Origin of the sequence: Halalkalibacterium halodurans (assembly GCF_005671335.1) — a bacterium.
Taxonomy (GTDB): Bacteria; Bacillota; Bacilli; order Bacillales; family Bacillaceae_D; genus Halalkalibacterium; species Halalkalibacterium halodurans.
The window spans coordinates 724,508-742,641 of the sequence record NZ_CP040441.1 but is presented as its reverse complement, the minus strand read 5'-3'; the positions used below and the strand labels follow the sequence as shown (position 1 = coordinate 742,641).

The window sequence follows — 18,134 nt, the reverse complement described above, 5'->3', positions numbered from 1 at the left end:
GAATGGCTTTCTAGTCAGTAATCTGACCTCCTTAATTCCTTGTTGTTGCATACGTGAATCGGCGAACGCCGAAGTTTCAAAGGAAGCAATCGTTCTGTCCGCCTGACGACCCACCTTACTTCGTTCGTCACTTACTGACCTTCAGATGTCCTTTCAACTGCATACGTAACCGATTTTCACCCGTTTCGTTTCCAAGCCTCCATGTTCAGCTCATTGTTCATGGCCGCGGCGGTTAGAGCGCCCATAGAAGCAGCGGCAATGGCCTGATACATTTTAGATGCCACATCCCCAGCGCTATAAACACCCGGAACGCTTGTTTTTCCGAAGTCATCGACGACAACCATTCCCGCTTCCGTGATGTCACATCCAATGGATTGTGGCAGATCCGATCCAGGGATCAGCTCCGGTTTAAAAAAGATCCCCCTGCACGGAATTATCGTCCCATCCTGAAGAACAACCTGGTGCACGATCCCGTCGTTTGAATTAATGGATCGAATCGGTGAATCATACACAGGCACTTGATGCCGTCTCAGCTCCTCCCGTTGATCCTCCGTCAGTTCATCGGGTCCGTTTGTGCAGATGGTAAAACGATCCGTCCACCCGGATATAATCGGTGCAAAGTGTAGAAGCTCCTCTCCCTTGTTAATGACAACAAGCGATTCATCCCTTAATTCCCAGCCATCGCAATACGGGCACACGAAGGCGCTTTTTCCATAAGCCTCCACCAGCCCCGGAATATCCAGTGGTCGATCCTTCATGCCGACGGCAAACAGCAGCTTCTTGGTTTCAAAAGTGATCCCTTCGGCAGTCACAATTTGAAACTGACCGTCCACTCCTGCAATCGACACAGCCGTATCCGCCACAAAAGAAACGTTAGGATAAGCAATGATTTCTTCCTTGGCTATTCGCCGAAATTCAGCAGGTCTTATCCCGTCCCGGGTAAGAAACCCGTGAGCTTCGCGAGTAACCGCATTACGGGGACGGCCTTCATCAATCACCGCCACCTGTTTCCTCGCCCGTCCCAGCACAAGGGCGGCATTCAATCCTGCCGGTTCCCCGCCAATAATGGCTACATCAAGCTGTTGTTTTTCCATACGTTTAAGCACCTCCATTAATCTTTACTATCCTTTACACCTGTTAAGAGTGACTGAACCCTTGATTTGGTTGGCTGCACCCCAACGATGGATTCTGCGCTTCACAGCCATTCACCGAAAGAAAACCAATGATATAATAGACTTTAAAGAGTCTTCATGTCTCTAATTATTTCCAAAAAATAGCCGACTTCATCAGTCACCCGCTATTTTCTTTGTAAGATCAGCTATTTTTTGCTCTCTTAAATAATCCTCCATTTTCTCTTCAGCCGAGACCATCACCTTCTGAATCAAACATTCTGATCCATGGTTCAAATCGCAGTGGAACAAGGAGGCTGTACCTTCAATCGCGTGAATGACATCAAGGAACGAAATCTCTTCCCAATCCCGTTTTAGTCTATATCCGCCATTGGCGCCTGAAACGGATTCAATTATTCCCGCCTTGGCGAGCTTGGTCAGTATTTTCGATAAATACGTAGGCGAAACCTCCTGCCGCTCCGCCAGTTGCTGAACACCGACAAACTTACTCGGGGTGGCTGCTGCAAGAAAGAGCACGGTGTGCAGAGCATAGTTTGTCGCTTTCGAATACTTCATGATGCAGTGTTCACCTCAATGAAAGACTTTACATATCTATAATAGCTGTCATACTTAGCAACGTCAAGTTTTTATCTTCTGAATTTTACTTTCTCCTAATACTATCAAGCGAATAATAAGAATGTATTTCCTTGCGCGAACCTTTGTTTAGATCTGAAGGAGATGTAGATTCAATTATTTTGGTTTTTTACGCCCCACTCACATAACTCTTCCAAAATGGGTAATAATGTTCCCGCTTTATCCGTGAGGCTGTACTCGACTTTAGGGGGAACTTGAGGATACTCTTTCCGTTTCACCAGACCATCCGCTTCCAATTCTTTAAGCTGTGAACTCAATGTTTTATAAGTAATCGTCCCTATCTGCCTTTTTAGTTCATTAAAGCGAATCGGCTGATCTTCTGCCAGAAGGTAAATAATCACCATTTTCCATTTACCACCGATAAGGGACAAAGTATAACCAAAAGGGGTATCTTGAATATTTTTAACTTTTCCTTTGTATTCAGCCATACTCATATTCACACTTTCCTTTCGGGTAGTACCTATCAAAAAAGTGCGTACTACTTTTTTATTTGTGCTCAGTTTATACTTGCCTTACTTCAAAAGTAAAGGAGTGTCAATCATGACTAAAAAAACAATTCGCCTTTTAATGCCACAATGGCATAATAGAAGGGGGGTGACTCCCCCCTAACAACCGGATATACTGACCTGTATTCGGTAACGTTCTGATGCTTGAGAACATCAAGGTTAAACGACCTAATCACATCCACTATTTACTCATGAGCTATGTACAAATACGGCATCACATTCTTGAGCCAATACTTGCACGCTATCAAAATCTTGTATACGATACTGCTTGCAAATTGCCTTTCTCTTTGCTCTACTAGGAGAAAATGCACCTACAAATGCCCAATCTGCTTCCTTTGAAAGAAGAGGTAAGTATGCTTTTGCGCGATATTACTTAACCCCACCATACAGACTCTACATTTCACCAAGCTTACCACCCTTTTTATTATGATTTTATTAATCTTAAAACGATTCGAATGAAATCAATGCTGCGAACTGTACCGATCCTTTTTCCATTCGTTTGAATTACCAACTAATCTAGAAAGCCTTACTTATAACGCTTTTCGCTGGTAAATGAAAGTGGTAGCTCCCCAAGAAATCGCATAGAGTGTTATGATTACAATGGCCGCTCCTGTATATAAAGCCGGAACAGATAAGTTTACAATAAAATCAGTTATTGCTGTTAAATGCTCCGCTAAAAACATGACAACAGACGGGCCTATACCTGCTAAAAGGATAAAGCTAACAAGGATAACGGTTGTGATATGACCAGGTTTAAATAGATAAAATAACGGGAAGGTGCATGCAGTAAACAGTAAAAATAATCCACCACCAATCGCAATATCAGATAAAGCAAAAGGTTTATTGAAAATAAATAATGCTAGACTTGTCACTCCAATGGCTAACAGCATATACATGACAGCGCCAAGATATCGTGATGCAATAATTTCCTTACGAGTGTAAGGTAAGGAATTGAGCAATATATTGGTCTCTGCCTTTTCATCGTAAGCATAAGCATTAAAGGGAATAAAAATACTGGCAACGAGAAAGATTAGCGCTGGATGTGAGTCCATAAAGATAAAGAATCCGATAAAAGGAATGAACGTTAGCAGCATCTTTTTCTGAAGTATGATATCTCGTCTGATTAAATTAAACATAATGTACGCCTCCTTTCATGTAATACATAATATCTTCCAGAGTTGCTCGTTCAATGATAACGGTGTCTCCAAATATATTTTTCACAACTGATAAGTTATTCGTTAAAGCTTCAAATCCAGTTGATGCGCGCCGAACATGAACAAAGGCTTTTTCAGTGTCTTTATCCAAAAGATCCAATCCTCCTTTTACGAGCGCATAATTTTCATCTATGTCGTGAATGGACTGGTTAAAAACTAAATTTCCCCCCTGCATAAAAGCGATATAGTCTGCGATACGATCTAAATCTGTTGTAATATGCGTAGAAAAGAAAATGGTACGATCATTATCAATCATTAATTCCTGTAGAATATCCAACAGTTCTCGTCTAAAAATGGGGTCTAGCCCTGCTGTTGGCTCATCCATGATGATCAACTCTGCATGATGTGATAATGCGATTGCCAATGATGCCTTCATTTGCATTCCTTTTGAAAATGTTTTTATTGCCTTATTAAGTGGCAATTCGAATTTATCCACATATTGATAAAACAATGTATCATCCCACCGTTTGTACGCTGGTCCAACAATATGCTTGATATCTTTTAAGTTTAGTCCTTCAAAAAATACATTACCATCGTATACAAATCCAATGCGCTCCTTGATCGCCTTCTCATGTGTCGTGTAGTCCATTCCGAAAAGCTTAACCTCTCCGTCATCTGGTTTTAGTAGATTCATCATCATTTTTATCGTTGTCGACTTCCCTGCCCCATTTGCGCCAATGAATCCCGTAACAAACCCTTTTTTCACTTGTAAATCCATCTTATTAATTGAAAAATCTTTGAATGTTTTTGTGACATTAATTAATTCCACTATATTTTCCATTCGGTTTCACTCCTCATATAAAATTTTCAATAATTGCTGCAAGTCATCGAGTGATAGCCCGATTTCTTTGCTATTCATTATGACCGCACTCAATTGCTCCTCAATGGCCTTCAGTTTCTTCTCCCTCATGACCTCTAAATTTTGCTCAGCAACGAAAGAACCCTTTCCAACGATCGAATAGATAAAGCCCGCCTTCTCCAATTCCTCGTAGGCACGTTTCGTCGTAATGACGCTCACTTGCAAATCCTTTGCGAGCTTACGCATGGAAGGTATCGCCGCCCCCTCTTTTAGTTCACCTGATAAAATAGACGCTTTAATCTGATTCGTAATTTGCTCATAAATCGGCTCCTTTGAACTGTTGGAAATAATGATTTTCATTTAAATCCCTCTTCTATGGTTTTTAAAAACAAACGAACGTCATGTATGACTGCTTAAGAAAAGTGCTATCAACGGCTGTAACGATCAATTTGTCATATCATCTTACGTTTTTTCATCATTTATATAATGTATATATACTATATATACATTATATACACACACAAAGCATCTTTCAACCGTTTGTTTCGAAATGAAAGGAAATTTCCTTATCTTCACTGTTTTTATCCACGCATACACGAGCATATGAAAAACCCGAACGAGGTTGTGTCCTCGCTCGGGTTCAACGTTCAGTTATTACCGAAAAATATGAATAAACGGTTCTTCATTCGGTTGGCGCACCACAATCGCTTCTTGTTTTTCTCCCACCGAGTTAATGTACACTTGGACTTTGATGTTCTTAGGGAAGCGCTGCTCGATCCGATCAGCGATAAACTGAGAAAGCGCGACGATTTCCGTTTTTCCTTGGTAACGAATCGGCACGTCGATCGTTAATTCCTGTAAGCTATTGTCACGGTAATACCCTTTCCCCACAATCCCTACATAGGATTCAAAAAACCCTTGGACTTCTTCTCGGAAGCGCAAAAAGTTATCTGAATCATTTCTAGCGTTATTGTTGGCATCATCGGACGGAAACAAATAATAGCGTTCATTGATCGATTGGAGTCCGGATAATTCTTTATCAGGCTCCGCTACCGCGGTCGCGACAAAATTACCCGGAATAACCGAGTCTCGTGGCTGTTCTCTAAAGAGCGCAATGACGATCGGAATATCGTTAAAGCTCCCATCTTCCCTTTCTTGAGAGCGTAAGCGATTCACAACCTCTTGCGCGATCTTCTCTCCTTCTTCTAGCATTTTATTTTCTGATATATCTGTCTCATAAAAGTTGTAGCGTCCTTGGTCGTCTTCAACGCGAAAATTGTAGACACTGTTCATCGAAAGTCCGATCACAATCCCACCGAGCTTGTACTCGCCATTGTCTTCTACTAAATAGTTATGCTCTAAAATATGAGAGAGGTAGCGAGGCTGATCTTCTTCACGTTCTCGCATGTTATCCCCTTTTCCTAGAGGAGGGTTGAGTCCGTTCGGATTATCATCACTTTCCCTCATAAGCCAGCTGTTCAACTCATCTCGTAAGATAAATTGACCTTCTCTGAAAAAATAAGTCTCAGGATCAAAATGCTCTTTCGCTATTTCTGTCAAACCTAGCTCCAACTGATCTAAGTCTGCACGATTGTAAACAACCGCACTCCCAAATCCACGCGTTCTTCCATGAATATAAGTCCCATCATAAAGAACACTTGAATAAAAGTTTTCGGCCGTTGACGCTTGAGGTACAACGCCTACTTCCTGCTCTTGTGGATCGCCTTCTTCTCCCATGTCCACTACATTGTCTTCTGTATCTTGCACAAAAGGAAAACACCCGGACAAGAAGAGAACACTCGCCATCAGACCAATGCCCATCTTTTTGAGCATATTCACTCACTCCTCCTACCAACTTCTCCTGTGCGCCTAGTGGCTGATCGCCTTCACTAGCGCTTCTTCATCCCATATTTCGATATTAAGCTCTTTCGCTTTTGTTAGCTTTGATCCTGCGTCTTCACCGGCCACTAATAGATCGGTATTTTTACTTACACTTCCTGTCACTTTTCCACCCAATGCTTCAATTTTCTCCTTTGCTTCCCCGCGCGTCAAGGCTTGTAATTTTCCAGTTAGTACGACGGTCTTACCTGCAAACGGACTGTCCGCTATTTCTTCCTCCCCGATTGGCTTCGGTCCGTTGTACGTCATGTTGACACCTAGCGAAGCAAGCTCATCGATTAATTCGTTCACTTCAGGCTTTTCAAAATAACTCACGATGGAGGCAGCCATTTTTTCGCCAATTTCATTGACAGCGATAAGCTCGTCATAGCTCGCCCGTCTAAGTTCTGTCATGGTTGGGAAATTCATGGCTAACGTTTTCGCCGCCTTCGAACCGACAAAGCGAATACCCAAACCAAACAAAAGCCGTTCAAGCGAACTTTTCTTCGAGGTTTCAATCGAAGCGAGGAGATTGTTTACTGATTTTTCACCCATTCGTTCCAATTGTAGGAGTTCGTCCTTGTTTAATTTATAAAGGTCAGCTACATTATGAATCAACCCATGTTCAAACAGTTGAGTTATCACCTTTTCTCCTAATCCATCAATGTTCATTGCTTGCCTTGAGACGAAGTGAATGAGTCCTTCGCGAATTTGTGCTGGGCATTGAGGGTTGATGCAACGAAGAGCCACTTCTCCTTCCAAGCGGACGAGCTCACTTCCGCATTCTGGGCAATGGGTTGGCATAGAAAATGGTCGCTCTTCTCCCGTTCGAAGCTCTGTGAGAACGTTCACGACCTCTGGGATAATGTCCCCTGCCTTTTTCACAACGACAGAATCACCTAAGCGAATGTCTTTTTCACGAATAAGATCCTCGTTATGCAGTGAAGCGCGCTTAACGGTTGTTCCTGCTACCGTGACGGGCTTTAACTCAGCCGTCGGTGTGACAACCCCCGTTCTTCCTACGTTTAATGTGATATCAAGCAACGTTGTGATCACTTCTTCCGCAGGAAATTTATAAGCGATCGCCCAACGGGGACTTTTCGCCGTATACCCTAGTTGCTCCTGAAAGTTTACATTGTCTACTTTAATCACAATCCCGTCGATTTCATACGGTAAGTCTGCCCGGCGCTCAAGCCAGCTGTTCACATAGTCAATAACTTCATCGATTGATTCGCAATAGGCGCTTTCGGGATTAATCTTAAAGCCGATCGTTTTTAAATAGTTTAACCCCTCATGGTGAGAATGGAGCTCTTTTCCTTCCACACTTCCGATCGCGTAAATAAACGCATCGAGGTGACGTTTCGCCGCTAGCTTCGGGTCAAGCTGACGCAAAGACCCAGCCGCTGCGTTACGCGGGTTGGCAAATCGTTCTTCTCCCGCCGCTTCCTTCGCTTCATTCAACGCTTCGAACGAGCGTTTCGGCATAAACGCTTCCCCGCGAACCTCAAGGCTGACCGCTTCTTTTAAGCGCAAGGGAATCGAAGGAATCGTCCGCAAGTTTTGCGTGATATCCTCCCCAGTCGTTCCATCACCACGAGTCGCCCCTCGGACAAAACGTCCGCTTTCGTAAATTAATGAGATTGCCAAACCATCAATTTTCAGCTCACAACTATAGGTGACCTCATCGCCCACGACTTGACGAACGCGGCGGTCAAAATCACGTAAATCCTGATCGGAAAAAGCGTTCCCTAAGCTAAGCATCGGTGTGCGGTGTTCTACTTTCTCAAAATGAGGAAGTGGTGGTCCCCCGACTCGCACACTTGGCGATGTATCGGATTTCAATTCGGGAAAAGCTTCTTCTAGCTCAATTAATTCGTTCATTAATCCATCATACTCTGCATCAGAGACAAGAGGCTTGTCCAACACATAGTAGTGGTAGCCGTATTCTTCAAGCTGGTTACGAAGCTTTTCAATTTTCCGCTCTGCATCGTTTCGTTCCATGTCTGTCTTCCTTTCTTACGCTTTCGTAATCGGTGCAAACTTTGCAAATAGTCGTTTGATGCCAGTCGGCGGTGGGAATGCAATGTCAAGCTCCAGGGAGTCGCCTTCCCCCTTCATGCTTACGACCGTGCCAATTCCCCACTTTTTATGCTCCGCTTTGTCCCCAACGGTCCATGCAAATTGTTCGCCTCCCGTCGTTGTCATTTGCGGCACAGAACGAGATGGTTGTTTCGCTTTTGTCACCGGTCGTGATGTCTTCATCCACGGAAGTTCTTCTTGCGGTTCATTCAAAAATTCGAGGCAATCTTCTGGAATTTCGTCAATAAAACGGGACGGCGGGTTGGCATTTGTTCGTCCGTAAATCGTTCGCAGCTGGGCACTGGTTAGATAAAGCTGCTTTTCGGCACGAGTAATCCCAACATAGGCTAAACGACGCTCCTCCTCCATTTCATCATCTTCAAAAAGAGAACGGCTATGTGGAAAGATGCCTTCCTCCAGTCCGATTAAAAAGACGATCGGAAATTCGAGTCCTTTGGCTGAATGGAGGGTCATGAGCACAACGGCATCGGTTGGCTTGGCTCCATCGTCCTCATCATCAAGCTTATCGATGTCCGAAATGAGTGCTAAATCGGTTAAAAAGGCAATGAGCGATTTATCGTCACTCGATTTTTCAAACTCTTGGGTTACGGACAAAAATTCATCAATGTTCTCAAGTCGGCTTTGGGCTTCGAGTGTTTTTTCGTTTTGCAACATGTCGCGATAGCCTGTCCGCTCAAGCAGCTCCTCCACTAGTTCAGTGACTGACAAATATTCTTGCATTTGCACCCAATGACCAAGCTGCTCAGTAAACTCAACTAATTTGCTTACCGCACGGGAGGTGACACCGATTTGCTCAATCTCCTTTAGAGCGGCAAACATCGAGATCCCTTGTCGCTCCGCATAAGCAGCAATTTTATCAACGGTCGTCGCTCCGATTCCCCGCTTCGGAACATTGATGATGCGCTGCAAGCTAATGTCGTCATCAGGGTTAGCCACGAGACGTAAATACGCGAGCACATCCTTAATTTCTTTTCGATCGTAGAACTTAGTCCCGCCGACAATATTGTAGTCAATGTTCGATTTAATGAGCATTTCCTCCATGACACGGGACTGAGCATTTGTTCGGTAAAGGATGGCAATGTCTTTATAAGAGGCACCATCCTGAATCGCTTCACGAATTTTTTCTACGACAAACTGGGCTTCTCCTTGCTCCGTATCAGCTTTATAAAAGCCAATCTTCGCCCCTTGCTCATTTTCCGTCCAGAGGTTTTTCGGCTTCCGCTTCACATTGTTTTCGATGACGCGGTTGGCTGCTTCTAAGATTGTCTTCGTGGAACGGTAGTTTTGTTCAAGTAAAATGACCTCTGCGTCTTGGTAATCCTCTTCAAATGAAAGAATGTTGGCGATATCGGCCCCGCGCCATTTATAGATCGACTGATCCGAATCCCCGACAACACACACATTTTTATGGCGATCCCCAAGCATCTTCACGAGCATATATTGGGCTCGGTTTGTATCTTGGTACTCATCCACTAGAATATACTGAAACTTCCGCTGGTAGTACTCAAGTACCTCTGGAACTTTTTTGAAGAGACTAGTTGTCTTCATGATGAGGTCGTCAAAATCGAGCGCTTGGTTTTTCTTTAGTTGCTTTTGGTACTCGACATATACTTCTGCTGCCGTTTCCTCATAAGGTCCTTTTGCAATGCCCATAAATTGTTCAGGTGTCTTCAATTCATTTTTAGCGCCGCTGATCGTACCTAAAATGCTACGCGGTTCAAATTTCTTCGAATCGATGTTGTTGTTTTTTAAAATTTGCTTGATCACTGACAATTGATCGGTGGAATCTAAAATCGTAAAGTTACGACTATAGCCGATCCGATCGATGTCGCGGCGTAGGATGCGAACGCACATAGAGTGGAACGTGGAGATCCAAATATCATCTGCGATCGGTCCAACAAGCTGAGCGACCCGGTCTTTCATCTCCCGAGCCGCTTTATTTGTAAACGTAATCGCTAATACGTTCCACGGGGCAACCCCTTTTTCACGTAATAAATAGGCAATCCGGTGCGTTAGTACTCTTGTCTTTCCACTTCCGGCTCCTGCCATTAGTAGCAGGGGCCCTTCTGTGTGCTTCACTGCTTCTCGTTGTCTGTCATTCAATCCTGCCAACATTTTTTCTATGATTTTCCGTTGCACGTTCGTAACACCACCAAACACTTGTTCTTATTTCTATTGTACGGCTTTTCACCTTAAGTTTCCATTACTTTTTTACAGCGGCGATCGTTGCAAGCGCTGCTTGAACATCATCGTAAATCACGTTGCCAACAACGACTGTGTCCGCAAATGGTGCCATTTGTTCCGCTTGCTCTACAGTGCGAATACCGCCACCATAAAACAACTTCGTTTTCGTCAGAACTTGACTCACCTCTTCTACAAGCTGAGGATCACCAAACGTTCCGCTGTATTCGAGGTAGAAGACCGGAAATTGATACATATTTTCCACCATGCGGGCATAAGCGACAACATCTTCATTCGCAAGGTCCGTTTTCGCACTCGTTAATGTTGCCGCTTTTGAGTCAGGATTCATAATACAATAGCCTTCCATGACGATTTCGTCCCAGTTCATGATCGGTCCAAACTCTTTTACCGCTTCATGATGTAAACCGGATATCCATTTGACCTCCCCACTGTTAACGACAGAAGGGATAAAATAATGGTCAAACCCTGGTGTAATCGATTCTAAATTCGATACCTCTAACGCACATGAGACTGAAAAACGCCTAATGCGGGCAAGTAATTGCAACGTATTATCTAATGTCACGCCATCGGAGCCTCCGACTAAAATCCCGTCGGTCCCCGATTCACAGATCGCTTCTAAATCATCATCGTTAAGCTCTTTGTTCGGGTCTAATTTAAACACATGCCGCCACTCTTGAAACTCCAGCATCATTAATTCATCTCCTACTTCATTCGGACAATTCGAACATAATTCTGATCGTCATTATATCAAAGAAACCGGCCCTTGTCTTTGGACCGGTAAGAATGTAAGAAATCATTAATCTTTTTATGGAGGGATACCTTCATTAAGAATCTAAAAAAGCTCAAAGCGCCGGCTTCAAAACGAGAGCAACTGAGATACGTTGTGGACCAATCATGACTGACCTTTGGGTCTCTTGAAGAACCGTCTCCATTCTTGCAATGCGCTGCGCTCCCTAGTCATACTTACTTAATAAACAAAGGAAAAGCGCCCCTTTAACTCTTGCAGCTCTGCCAACTTCTTCTCTACCATTTCCCGTCCTTTAGCTGTACCGTGTCGGATTAAAGGTCGATCTTCATATACCTTTCGCACTGTAACTGTGAGCTTCGCTGATGATTCATCGTCCGTTTGCACGAGTGTGGGTTGCTGTGAAAAAAGGAGTTTAAGGTGGGCGTGTACTTTTTTATTCCAGCTACCTCTCAACAGCGTTAGGACTTCGTCATCTGTCATATGTGGGATGTTCTCCATTGACACCAGTGGCTTATCTGCCATATAGAGAGTAATAGCTTCAGCCAATAAGGCATCCATCGCTAGGTTGAACGGATCTAAAAAGAGCTCATGGTCCTTTACAATGCAGGAAGCAAGGAGCAGGGCGGTCTCTTCGTCTGTTTCAATTCCGTTCCCGCGAACTGACAGACGTCCTAGGCTTTCATGCGGGATGAGCGAACACGTGCCCGCAAGCGTCGTATCACGTAAAAAGCTATCAAGGTGATCCAAGCTTAAAAGTTTCTCTTGATTTGAAACAGGTGTATTTTCATTTAATCGTCGGATCACGTCCTGGGGGGTAAATCCATGCTTTTTTAATATCTTCGCCACTTCCTGAGATTCGATTAACCTTTCAGTCAACAAATGATGGTTAAAGCCAAGTGGTTGTTCGACTGCATGGGAAAAAGGAAGATGACCTATATCATGCAATAATGCTACTAGGCGAAGCAACTGATCGCTCGGAAAAAAATGAGCGGTAAGTGACCAGACGCCAATTGTATGCTCGTAGCGTGAATGAGTAACAGGGGTTCGTAACGCGGCAGCTCCGTAATGATGCAAATGGGCTAATCGCTTGAACGGTCTTGAGCCAATGATCTCACGCTCACACTCGGTCGGTTCAATCGTTAAACGATAGAAAGGCTCATAAAGCTTTGTCATCTTCATCCCTCCCTGTTTCAATTGGAAAAACTAGCATACCATGATTCTTTCACTTGCAAAAGCCGCTATTATATCGTAATATAAGATATAATCGTAAATAGCGATAAAAGAGGTGTTCTAATGGACCTAAATCAGTACTGGACCGACATTTATTACTACTTGCACTACACCCACGGGGAAGAAAAAGTAACTCACCAGATGATTCGCATCATGCAGCATATCGATAAAAAAGAAAGGGTAGGGGTTCGCGATATTGCCCATCTCCTGCAAATCTCGCAAAACACCGCGTCTGAACATATGAAACGGCTCATTCAAAAAGGGTATGTAGAAAAAGGAAGGGACCCTAAGGATGAACGAAAGGTTGTTCTGTCATTAACACCTAATGGAAAGAACATTCTCTTCCACCATACGAGCTTAGATGAGAAAAAGCTCGAAGCCGTTTACACCCATTTGTCCAAGGAAGAGCAGGCAATGATCGAGGCTGCTTTTCGCCGCTTAAGCGAGGAGGCTAAGCGATGTTTTTCGTCTTAAAAATGATTGTATCAGCGTTCGTGATTGCCATTGTTACGGAGATTAGCCGCCGGCTTCCCACCTATGGCGGGATCATCGCCGCACTTCCCCTTGTTAGCTTGTTAAGCTTGTTTTGGTTAAGCATTCAAGGGGAAAGTGAGACAAATATGAACCAGTTTACGTTAGGAGTTCTTATCGGTTTACCCGCCACAGGATTCCTTTTATTGATCGTCTACTTCCTTACGAAACACTCGGTACCATTCATTGTTTCCCTTTGTGCCGGTATGGTCGCATGGGCGGTTTTTATTTACGTTCAAGACCTTCTCAATAGAATGTTTACTTAATAAAGCATGAAAAAAATGAAATCGACATGATTTCATTTTTTATCTCGTTTATTCTTTTTCCACTTCAACCGCCGTTCCGTACGCAATGATTTCTGCTGCATTGGCCATCACCGTCGACGTTTGCAGACGAAAACCAATGACTGCGTTTGCTCCTTTTGCTTCCGCATCTTGTACCATTCGATGAATCGCAAGCTTCCTTGCTTCATCCATCATCTCGCTGTATCCTTTGATTTCACCGCCCACTAATCCTTTTAATCCTGCGGTAATATCTCTTCCGATATGTTTCGTTTGTACCGTGCTTCCTTTCACATATCCTTTCACTTCATTTACGTTGTAGCCATCAATCCGATCAGTAGTCACAATCATCATAGTCAAGTTCCTCCCTTTTTTCTTCTCTTCGTTCCCATATCAATAGTAGAATTAGTAAAACCAACGCCAATCCATACCCAATAAATAAAAACATCGCGATGCGGAGATTGATAAACACCATAACAATGCCGCCAACTTGTAATCCTGCGAGAAGAAGAATAAGGACATATTTCAGCCTATCATCAGCTATATTCATTGACCATCGCCTCCATTCCACCAAGGCGAACCATTTTAGGATGACTCTCCCTTTATATGGGGAACGAATGTCGTCGCCATCGTCACCGTATTTCGGTCGCTCCTCGGTTCGTTTTGCGCATAAGTCTGCACAAGCTCGACTAGCTTTTCTGCAAACTCCTGCTGTTCTTGTTCCGTTAGATGGAGAGGTGTCTGCCAGTAGCCGAACCCATCCTCTTTGTAATGGTTTGGGTCCCTGCTCATCACATATGCCTCTACTTCTTGAAGCACATTCGCTTGATATGTTAAATAATAACGAACATGCTCTTCCCTCGTCGTATGTTCGAGCTCGTCGTCAGGGATATGCAATGTTTCCTGGTCAATCCCATATACTTTCTCTAATGCCCCTCGCCGTTTATGGGTGCTCACAACACGTAAAATGTCCGCGTCTTCCAGAACCTTGATTTGTCGGTATAACGTCGCTTGTGGAACATCCTGCAGTACCTCGAGAAGCTCTAATGGGCTCATTGGCTTTTTCGACATTATCGCTTGAATGATCCGCATTCTCACAGGATGAAGGAGCAAGTCAGCCTTTTTCTTTGCCACTGGTTTGATCCGCCTCCTTTATCATTATTAATAATGATAATAAAGTGTTTTACATTTAGTCAAGGGGGTTCCACATAGTTCATAGAAAGTGGATCGTGTCTCGAACGATCAACACGATAAAAAATACGGCCATTATTAATATCATATACGAAAACTTATGTTGTTTACTCTGTAACAAGCTAACGATAAAAACAAACAGGACTGCAAATATTAATAAAATGCCGACAGCGCTTATGATCATATTGAACAGAAACACGTTGACTTCTCCTTTGTGAGTATTTTTTAAATCTACGTAAGCAATGAATGGATGGTTTCACGATTCATGAAAATTAAATGAAGGAAAAGGAAAATAGGGAGCACTCCTAAGATTGCTCCCTTTATCCTTTAATTCGTCTCCTCTGCATACACTTGTTGGTCAATAAACGAAAAAGAAGTCACATCGAATAGCCCTTGATCTGTCAGCTTAATTTCAGGAATGACTGGTAAGGCGAGGAAGGATAACGTGAGGAACGGATTAAAGTCCCCGGTAAAGCCGAGTGCCCCAATCGCCGCATCAACTGATTTTATTTGTTCACATACGACATCGTATGACTGGTCTGACATTAACCCGCCGATCGTAAGTGGCAACGAGACTAACACTTTTCCGTCTTTTACGATCGTCATGCCACCTTGGATATTTTCAAGCTCTTTGATGGCAGCTAATAGATCTTCGTCGTTCGTCCCGACCGCCACGATGTTATGGGAATCATGAGCAACCGTTGTAGCAATCGCCCCTTTCGTCAAGCCAAACCCTTTTACGATACCAACACCGACGGTCCCTCGCTTGTGATGACGTTCCGCCACAACAAGCTTTAGTTGATCCCTCGCGACTGAAGGAATAAACACGCCATCCTTTACCGCTACTTTTTCCCGAATATGCTTTGTCACGATTGAGCCCGGTTGAATTTGAATCAAATGCGCCTCCTCGTCTGATTGTAGCGAAAGTTCGAGCTGTTCCTTTGTGACCAGCTTCATATTGACACTTTCGAGCAGTCGCTGTGGCGGCTGAACCGTCTCCCTTATCGGAACGATTAGTTTACCGTTCTTTGCAACACATGTGCCGTTTTTAAATACGTGCGTAATCGCCAACGATTGTAAATCTTCAATGAACAGTAAATCGGCCGTAAAGCCTGGCGCTATTGCCCCTTTTTTCGCAAGTTTAAAGCATTCCGCTGCGTTGAGGGACGCCATTTGAATCGCCTGCAAAGGGTTGACTCCAATTTGAATCGCTTTCCGTACATGATGGTCGATGCTCCCTTCTTCCACAAGCTCATCTAAATGTTTATCGTCGGTCACAAATAGAGCTCGGCGACTGTTCATAGGCGTAATGGCTTTCATCAAGGCATCGAAGTCTTTCGCCGCAGTTCCTTCACGGATGAGCAAATACATCCCGCGCTGAAGCCGCGCCTTTGCTTCTTCTGGCGTTACAGCCTCATGATCGTTGCTGATTCCTGCGGCTGTATATGCGTTCAAGGCTACCGAATCAAGACCTGCGCCATGCCCATCGACGATGCGCCCTTCTGAATGAGCAGCCTTTAGTTTGGCCATCATCTCTTGATCTCGAGTTAAAACGGCTGGGTAGTCCATCACTTCCCCTAAGCCAAAAATGCGGGGATCGCGAAAAAGCTCGGCGACTTCTTCTGCTGTCAGCCGTGCTCCGCTATGTTCAAATGGAGTCGCCGGTACGCATGAAGGCACCATCATTTTTACGTCTAACGGAATACCCTCTGATGCATCAAGCATATATTCGACTCCTTGGACACCTGCCACATTGGCAATTTCATGGGGGTCTGCAATGACGGTTGTGACCCCGTGAGGTACGACAACCTTGGCAAATTGCTCAGGTGTTACCATTGAGGATTCGATATGAACATGACCATCAATAAAAGCTGGAGCAATGAAAGCCCCCTTTGCATCCACCTCTTCGTGGGCTTCATATGTTCCTGGATCACTAATGGCGACGATTTCTCCGCCTGCAATGACAACGTCTCCTTCAAATGTCTCCAGTTGAAAGACGTCGACGATTTGTCCATTTTTGATAAGAAGATCCGCTTTATCTTGATTTGCCGCGATGGCAAGTTTTCGTTCCAATCGATTATCTGTCATCCACTACCACGTCCTTGCACGAATTTATTTTTCCTATTGTATCGAAAACGATGAAAAAAATCAGCACTCTTGATAAAATGACTAACAATCTTTTGCAAGTCTAGGCCTAAACAATGACTAAATCGAGGGCTTTAACGAAAAAACAAACCCGCCATCCCTTAGATGGCGGATTTGTTACTCAGCTTCAACGTCTTTGATTCGTTCTAACGTCATTTTATAACCGTCGTTACCGTAATTTAAGCAACGTTTAACACGAGAAATGGTCGCTGTACTTGCCCCTGTTTCTGTTTCAATTTTATGATAAGTGGCTCCTTCACGAAGCATCCGCGCCACTTCTAAACGTTGGGCTAACGATTGAATTTCATTTATTGTACATAGATCATCGAAAAATTGATAGCATTCTTCTAAGTCACGTAATGACAGGATCGATTTGAACAATTGATCCAATTCACGGCCTCTTAATTTGTCAATTTGCATCATCGGTCACACCTTTCTCATCATTGTTCCACTCTACCATTTTATCTAAACCAGGTGATGTTGGCACAATATTGATCCACGTTTGTCCAGATAAAAACGGCACGATTTCTCCATTCTGTACAGGAAGGATTCGTCCATTTTCATTTTTCCATTCAACAAATTGCAGCCGGCCACCTTGGAGAAGAAGACCTCTTCCACCAGATGTCAAGTTGATCTCACGTCGACCTTGATCGTCAAGTACCCGATGGTCCGTTTCCACAACAAACAAGTTGGACACTTCCACAGGCTTCCGTGTGTCCAGATCAATCGTCTGCAGCTCCTCATTGTAGCGGGTCATCTCACCCGATTCAGACTGGATCCTGTATGTGACGCGGTTCCGATCAAAATAATTGATCGTCAGCTCATCAATCGCAAGCCCTTCCATTTCCGTCCCTTCCTCATAAAAGCGGAAAGGAGCCACGTCCCCCTCCAATGTGTATCCCTTATCGGTTAACCCTTTTTGAATGTTTGCAAATGTAATGTAAGAATTGTGAGGGGCTTTCCGGTCAGGAGAACGTTGAAAAAGTGTGCCATCATGAAATAATCCGTTCAAGTAATCGGCTCGTCCAGCTTTGAGCAATTGCTCAGCTTCTGGACTCCACCCATGTGTTACAAGAAGCCCACCATACCCTTGCACAAGTTCAATATGGTACGGTCTAGAACTGCGCACCGAACCAACCCTTTCTGGATATTCACTGTGAAAAAGAGCAACCAAACGGGTTACCTCACCTTCAGAAAGAACTTCGTAAACAAGGTCGGCAGCCTGAATGCCTGAATGGGGACGGGCTTCAGGATGATTGTTAATCGTCACACCGATTACACGCCTATTCACTTGTTCCTTCGCCACTTCTCCTGTAAGAGGGTAAGTAATGGTCGAAGCTTCTTCAACGTCGCCCTCTTCTTTCATTGGCACGTTATCATGGGCCTCCAGTTCTTCATCCCCTCCGCATCCAACAAGTAGCACGACAGTGGCAGAAAGCAAAAAGAGCAAAAGGATTATTTTTTTCATTGAGACACGCCCTTTGTTCGTTCAAGTGATAGGTGGCCGTCTTCACCACAAAAAGCAAGGGCCATAGGATGAATACGA

At 44.0% G+C, this 18,134-nt stretch carries 19 protein-coding genes and 1 pseudogene; 2 read left to right on the top strand and 18 right to left on the bottom strand.

Going from position 1 to position 18,134, the window contains the following annotated elements; all coding sequences use genetic code 11:
• Nucleotides 1–176 precede the first annotated feature (176 nt).
• The 12 genes and pseudogenes from FED51_RS03655 to FED51_RS03605 form a co-directional block, all read right to left on the bottom strand.
• Nucleotides 177–1,094 carry an NAD(P)/FAD-dependent oxidoreductase gene (locus tag FED51_RS03655; protein ID WP_053432423.1) on the bottom strand — a complete coding sequence of 306 codons (918 nt, stop codon included), beginning with the start codon at nucleotides 1,092–1,094 and terminating at the stop codon, nucleotides 177–179.
• Nucleotides 1,095–1,286: 192 nt separating this feature from the next.
• Complete coding sequence (locus FED51_RS03650) at nucleotides 1,287–1,685, bottom strand: Rrf2 family transcriptional regulator (RefSeq protein ID WP_053432422.1); 399 nt, start codon at nucleotides 1,683–1,685, stop codon at nucleotides 1,287–1,289.
• A gap of 170 nt (nucleotides 1,686–1,855) precedes the next feature.
• Nucleotides 1,856–2,197, bottom strand: coding sequence for a winged helix-turn-helix transcriptional regulator (locus tag FED51_RS03645; protein WP_053432421.1), 342 nt, complete (start codon nucleotides 2,195–2,197; stop codon nucleotides 1,856–1,858).
• A 264-nt stretch (nucleotides 2,198–2,461) separates the two neighbouring features.
• Nucleotides 2,462–2,655, bottom strand: a pseudogene (locus tag FED51_RS21310) (Gfo/Idh/MocA family oxidoreductase); the annotation flags it as partial.
• Nucleotides 2,656–2,799: 144 nt separating this feature from the next.
• Nucleotides 2,800–3,405: an ABC-2 transporter permease gene (locus FED51_RS03640; RefSeq protein WP_010896829.1), complete on the bottom strand. Its 606-nt coding sequence runs from the start codon at nucleotides 3,403–3,405 to the stop codon at nucleotides 2,800–2,802.
• Nucleotides 3,398–4,264, bottom strand: a complete 867-nt coding sequence (locus FED51_RS03635) for an ABC transporter ATP-binding protein (RefSeq protein ID WP_053432420.1) — start codon at nucleotides 4,262–4,264, stop codon at nucleotides 3,398–3,400. The genes FED51_RS03640 and FED51_RS03635 overlap by 8 nt, the downstream gene beginning before the upstream one ends.
• A 6-nt stretch (nucleotides 4,265–4,270) precedes the next feature.
• Complete coding sequence (locus tag FED51_RS03630; protein ID WP_010896827.1) at nucleotides 4,271–4,642, bottom strand: GntR family transcriptional regulator; 372 nt, start codon at nucleotides 4,640–4,642, stop codon at nucleotides 4,271–4,273.
• A 294-nt stretch (nucleotides 4,643–4,936) separates the two neighbouring features.
• Nucleotides 4,937–6,115: a CamS family sex pheromone protein gene (locus FED51_RS03625; protein ID WP_010896826.1), complete on the bottom strand. Its 1,179-nt coding sequence runs from the start codon at nucleotides 6,113–6,115 to the stop codon at nucleotides 4,937–4,939.
• A gap of 36 nt (nucleotides 6,116–6,151) precedes the next feature.
• A complete protein-coding gene (ligA, locus tag FED51_RS03620; protein ID WP_053432419.1) occupies nucleotides 6,152–8,161 on the bottom strand; it encodes an NAD-dependent DNA ligase LigA in 2,010 nt (669 codons plus the stop codon).
• A 15-nt stretch (nucleotides 8,162–8,176) separates the two neighbouring features.
• Nucleotides 8,177–10,375 carry a DNA helicase PcrA gene (gene pcrA, locus FED51_RS03615; protein ID WP_138091093.1) on the bottom strand — a complete coding sequence of 733 codons (2,199 nt, stop codon included), beginning with the start codon at nucleotides 10,373–10,375 and terminating at the stop codon, nucleotides 8,177–8,179.
• Between the two features lie 88 nt (nucleotides 10,376–10,463).
• Entirely contained in the window at nucleotides 10,464–11,150 is a 687-nt protein-coding gene (gene pcrB / locus FED51_RS03610) for a heptaprenylglyceryl phosphate synthase (protein ID WP_041821204.1), read from the bottom strand.
• Between the two features lie 279 nt (nucleotides 11,151–11,429).
• On the bottom strand, nucleotides 11,430–12,383 hold the full coding sequence (locus tag FED51_RS03605) for an HD domain-containing protein (protein ID WP_166740088.1): 954 nt from the start codon (nucleotides 12,381–12,383) through the stop codon (nucleotides 11,430–11,432).
• Between the two features lie 120 nt (nucleotides 12,384–12,503).
• Between FED51_RS03605 and FED51_RS03600 the strand changes: the two genes are divergently transcribed.
• On the top strand, nucleotides 12,504–12,914 hold the full coding sequence (locus FED51_RS03600) for a MarR family winged helix-turn-helix transcriptional regulator (RefSeq protein WP_010896821.1): 411 nt from the start codon (nucleotides 12,504–12,506) through the stop codon (nucleotides 12,912–12,914).
• Complete coding sequence (locus FED51_RS03595; RefSeq protein ID WP_053432416.1) at nucleotides 12,899–13,237, top strand: DUF3147 family protein; 339 nt, start codon at nucleotides 12,899–12,901, stop codon at nucleotides 13,235–13,237. The genes FED51_RS03600 and FED51_RS03595 overlap by 16 nt, the downstream gene beginning before the upstream one ends.
• A gap of 48 nt (nucleotides 13,238–13,285) precedes the next feature.
• On the opposite strand, the gene FED51_RS03590 is transcribed toward FED51_RS03595, so the two are convergent.
• From FED51_RS03590 to FED51_RS03565, 6 genes are all read right to left on the bottom strand, one after another.
• Complete coding sequence (locus FED51_RS03590) at nucleotides 13,286–13,606, bottom strand: YbjQ family protein (protein ID WP_053432415.1); 321 nt, start codon at nucleotides 13,604–13,606, stop codon at nucleotides 13,286–13,288.
• The gene (locus tag FED51_RS03585; protein ID WP_053432414.1) at nucleotides 13,587–13,802 is read right to left on the bottom strand and encodes a hypothetical protein; all 216 of its coding nucleotides are present in this window, start codon (nucleotides 13,800–13,802) and stop codon (nucleotides 13,587–13,589) included. Before FED51_RS03585 ends, FED51_RS03590 begins: the two co-directional genes overlap by 20 nt.
• Nucleotides 13,803–13,837: 35 nt before the next feature.
• Nucleotides 13,838–14,386 (bottom strand): transcriptional regulator, encoded by a 549-nt coding sequence (locus tag FED51_RS03580; RefSeq protein WP_010896817.1) that lies wholly within the window; start codon nucleotides 14,384–14,386, stop codon nucleotides 13,838–13,840.
• 384 nt (nucleotides 14,387–14,770) lie between these two features.
• On the bottom strand, nucleotides 14,771–16,531 hold the full coding sequence (gene ade / locus FED51_RS03575) for an adenine deaminase (protein ID WP_053432413.1): 1,761 nt from the start codon (nucleotides 16,529–16,531) through the stop codon (nucleotides 14,771–14,773).
• A gap of 174 nt (nucleotides 16,532–16,705) precedes the next feature.
• Nucleotides 16,706–17,008 carry a YerC/YecD family TrpR-related protein gene (locus FED51_RS03570; protein WP_010896815.1) on the bottom strand — a complete coding sequence of 101 codons (303 nt, stop codon included), beginning with the start codon at nucleotides 17,006–17,008 and terminating at the stop codon, nucleotides 16,706–16,708.
• Nucleotides 16,998–18,056, bottom strand: coding sequence for a DUF3048 domain-containing protein (locus tag FED51_RS03565; RefSeq protein WP_053432412.1), 1,059 nt, complete (start codon nucleotides 18,054–18,056; stop codon nucleotides 16,998–17,000). The genes FED51_RS03570 and FED51_RS03565 overlap by 11 nt, the downstream gene beginning before the upstream one ends.
• Nucleotides 18,057–18,134 lie beyond the last annotated feature (78 nt).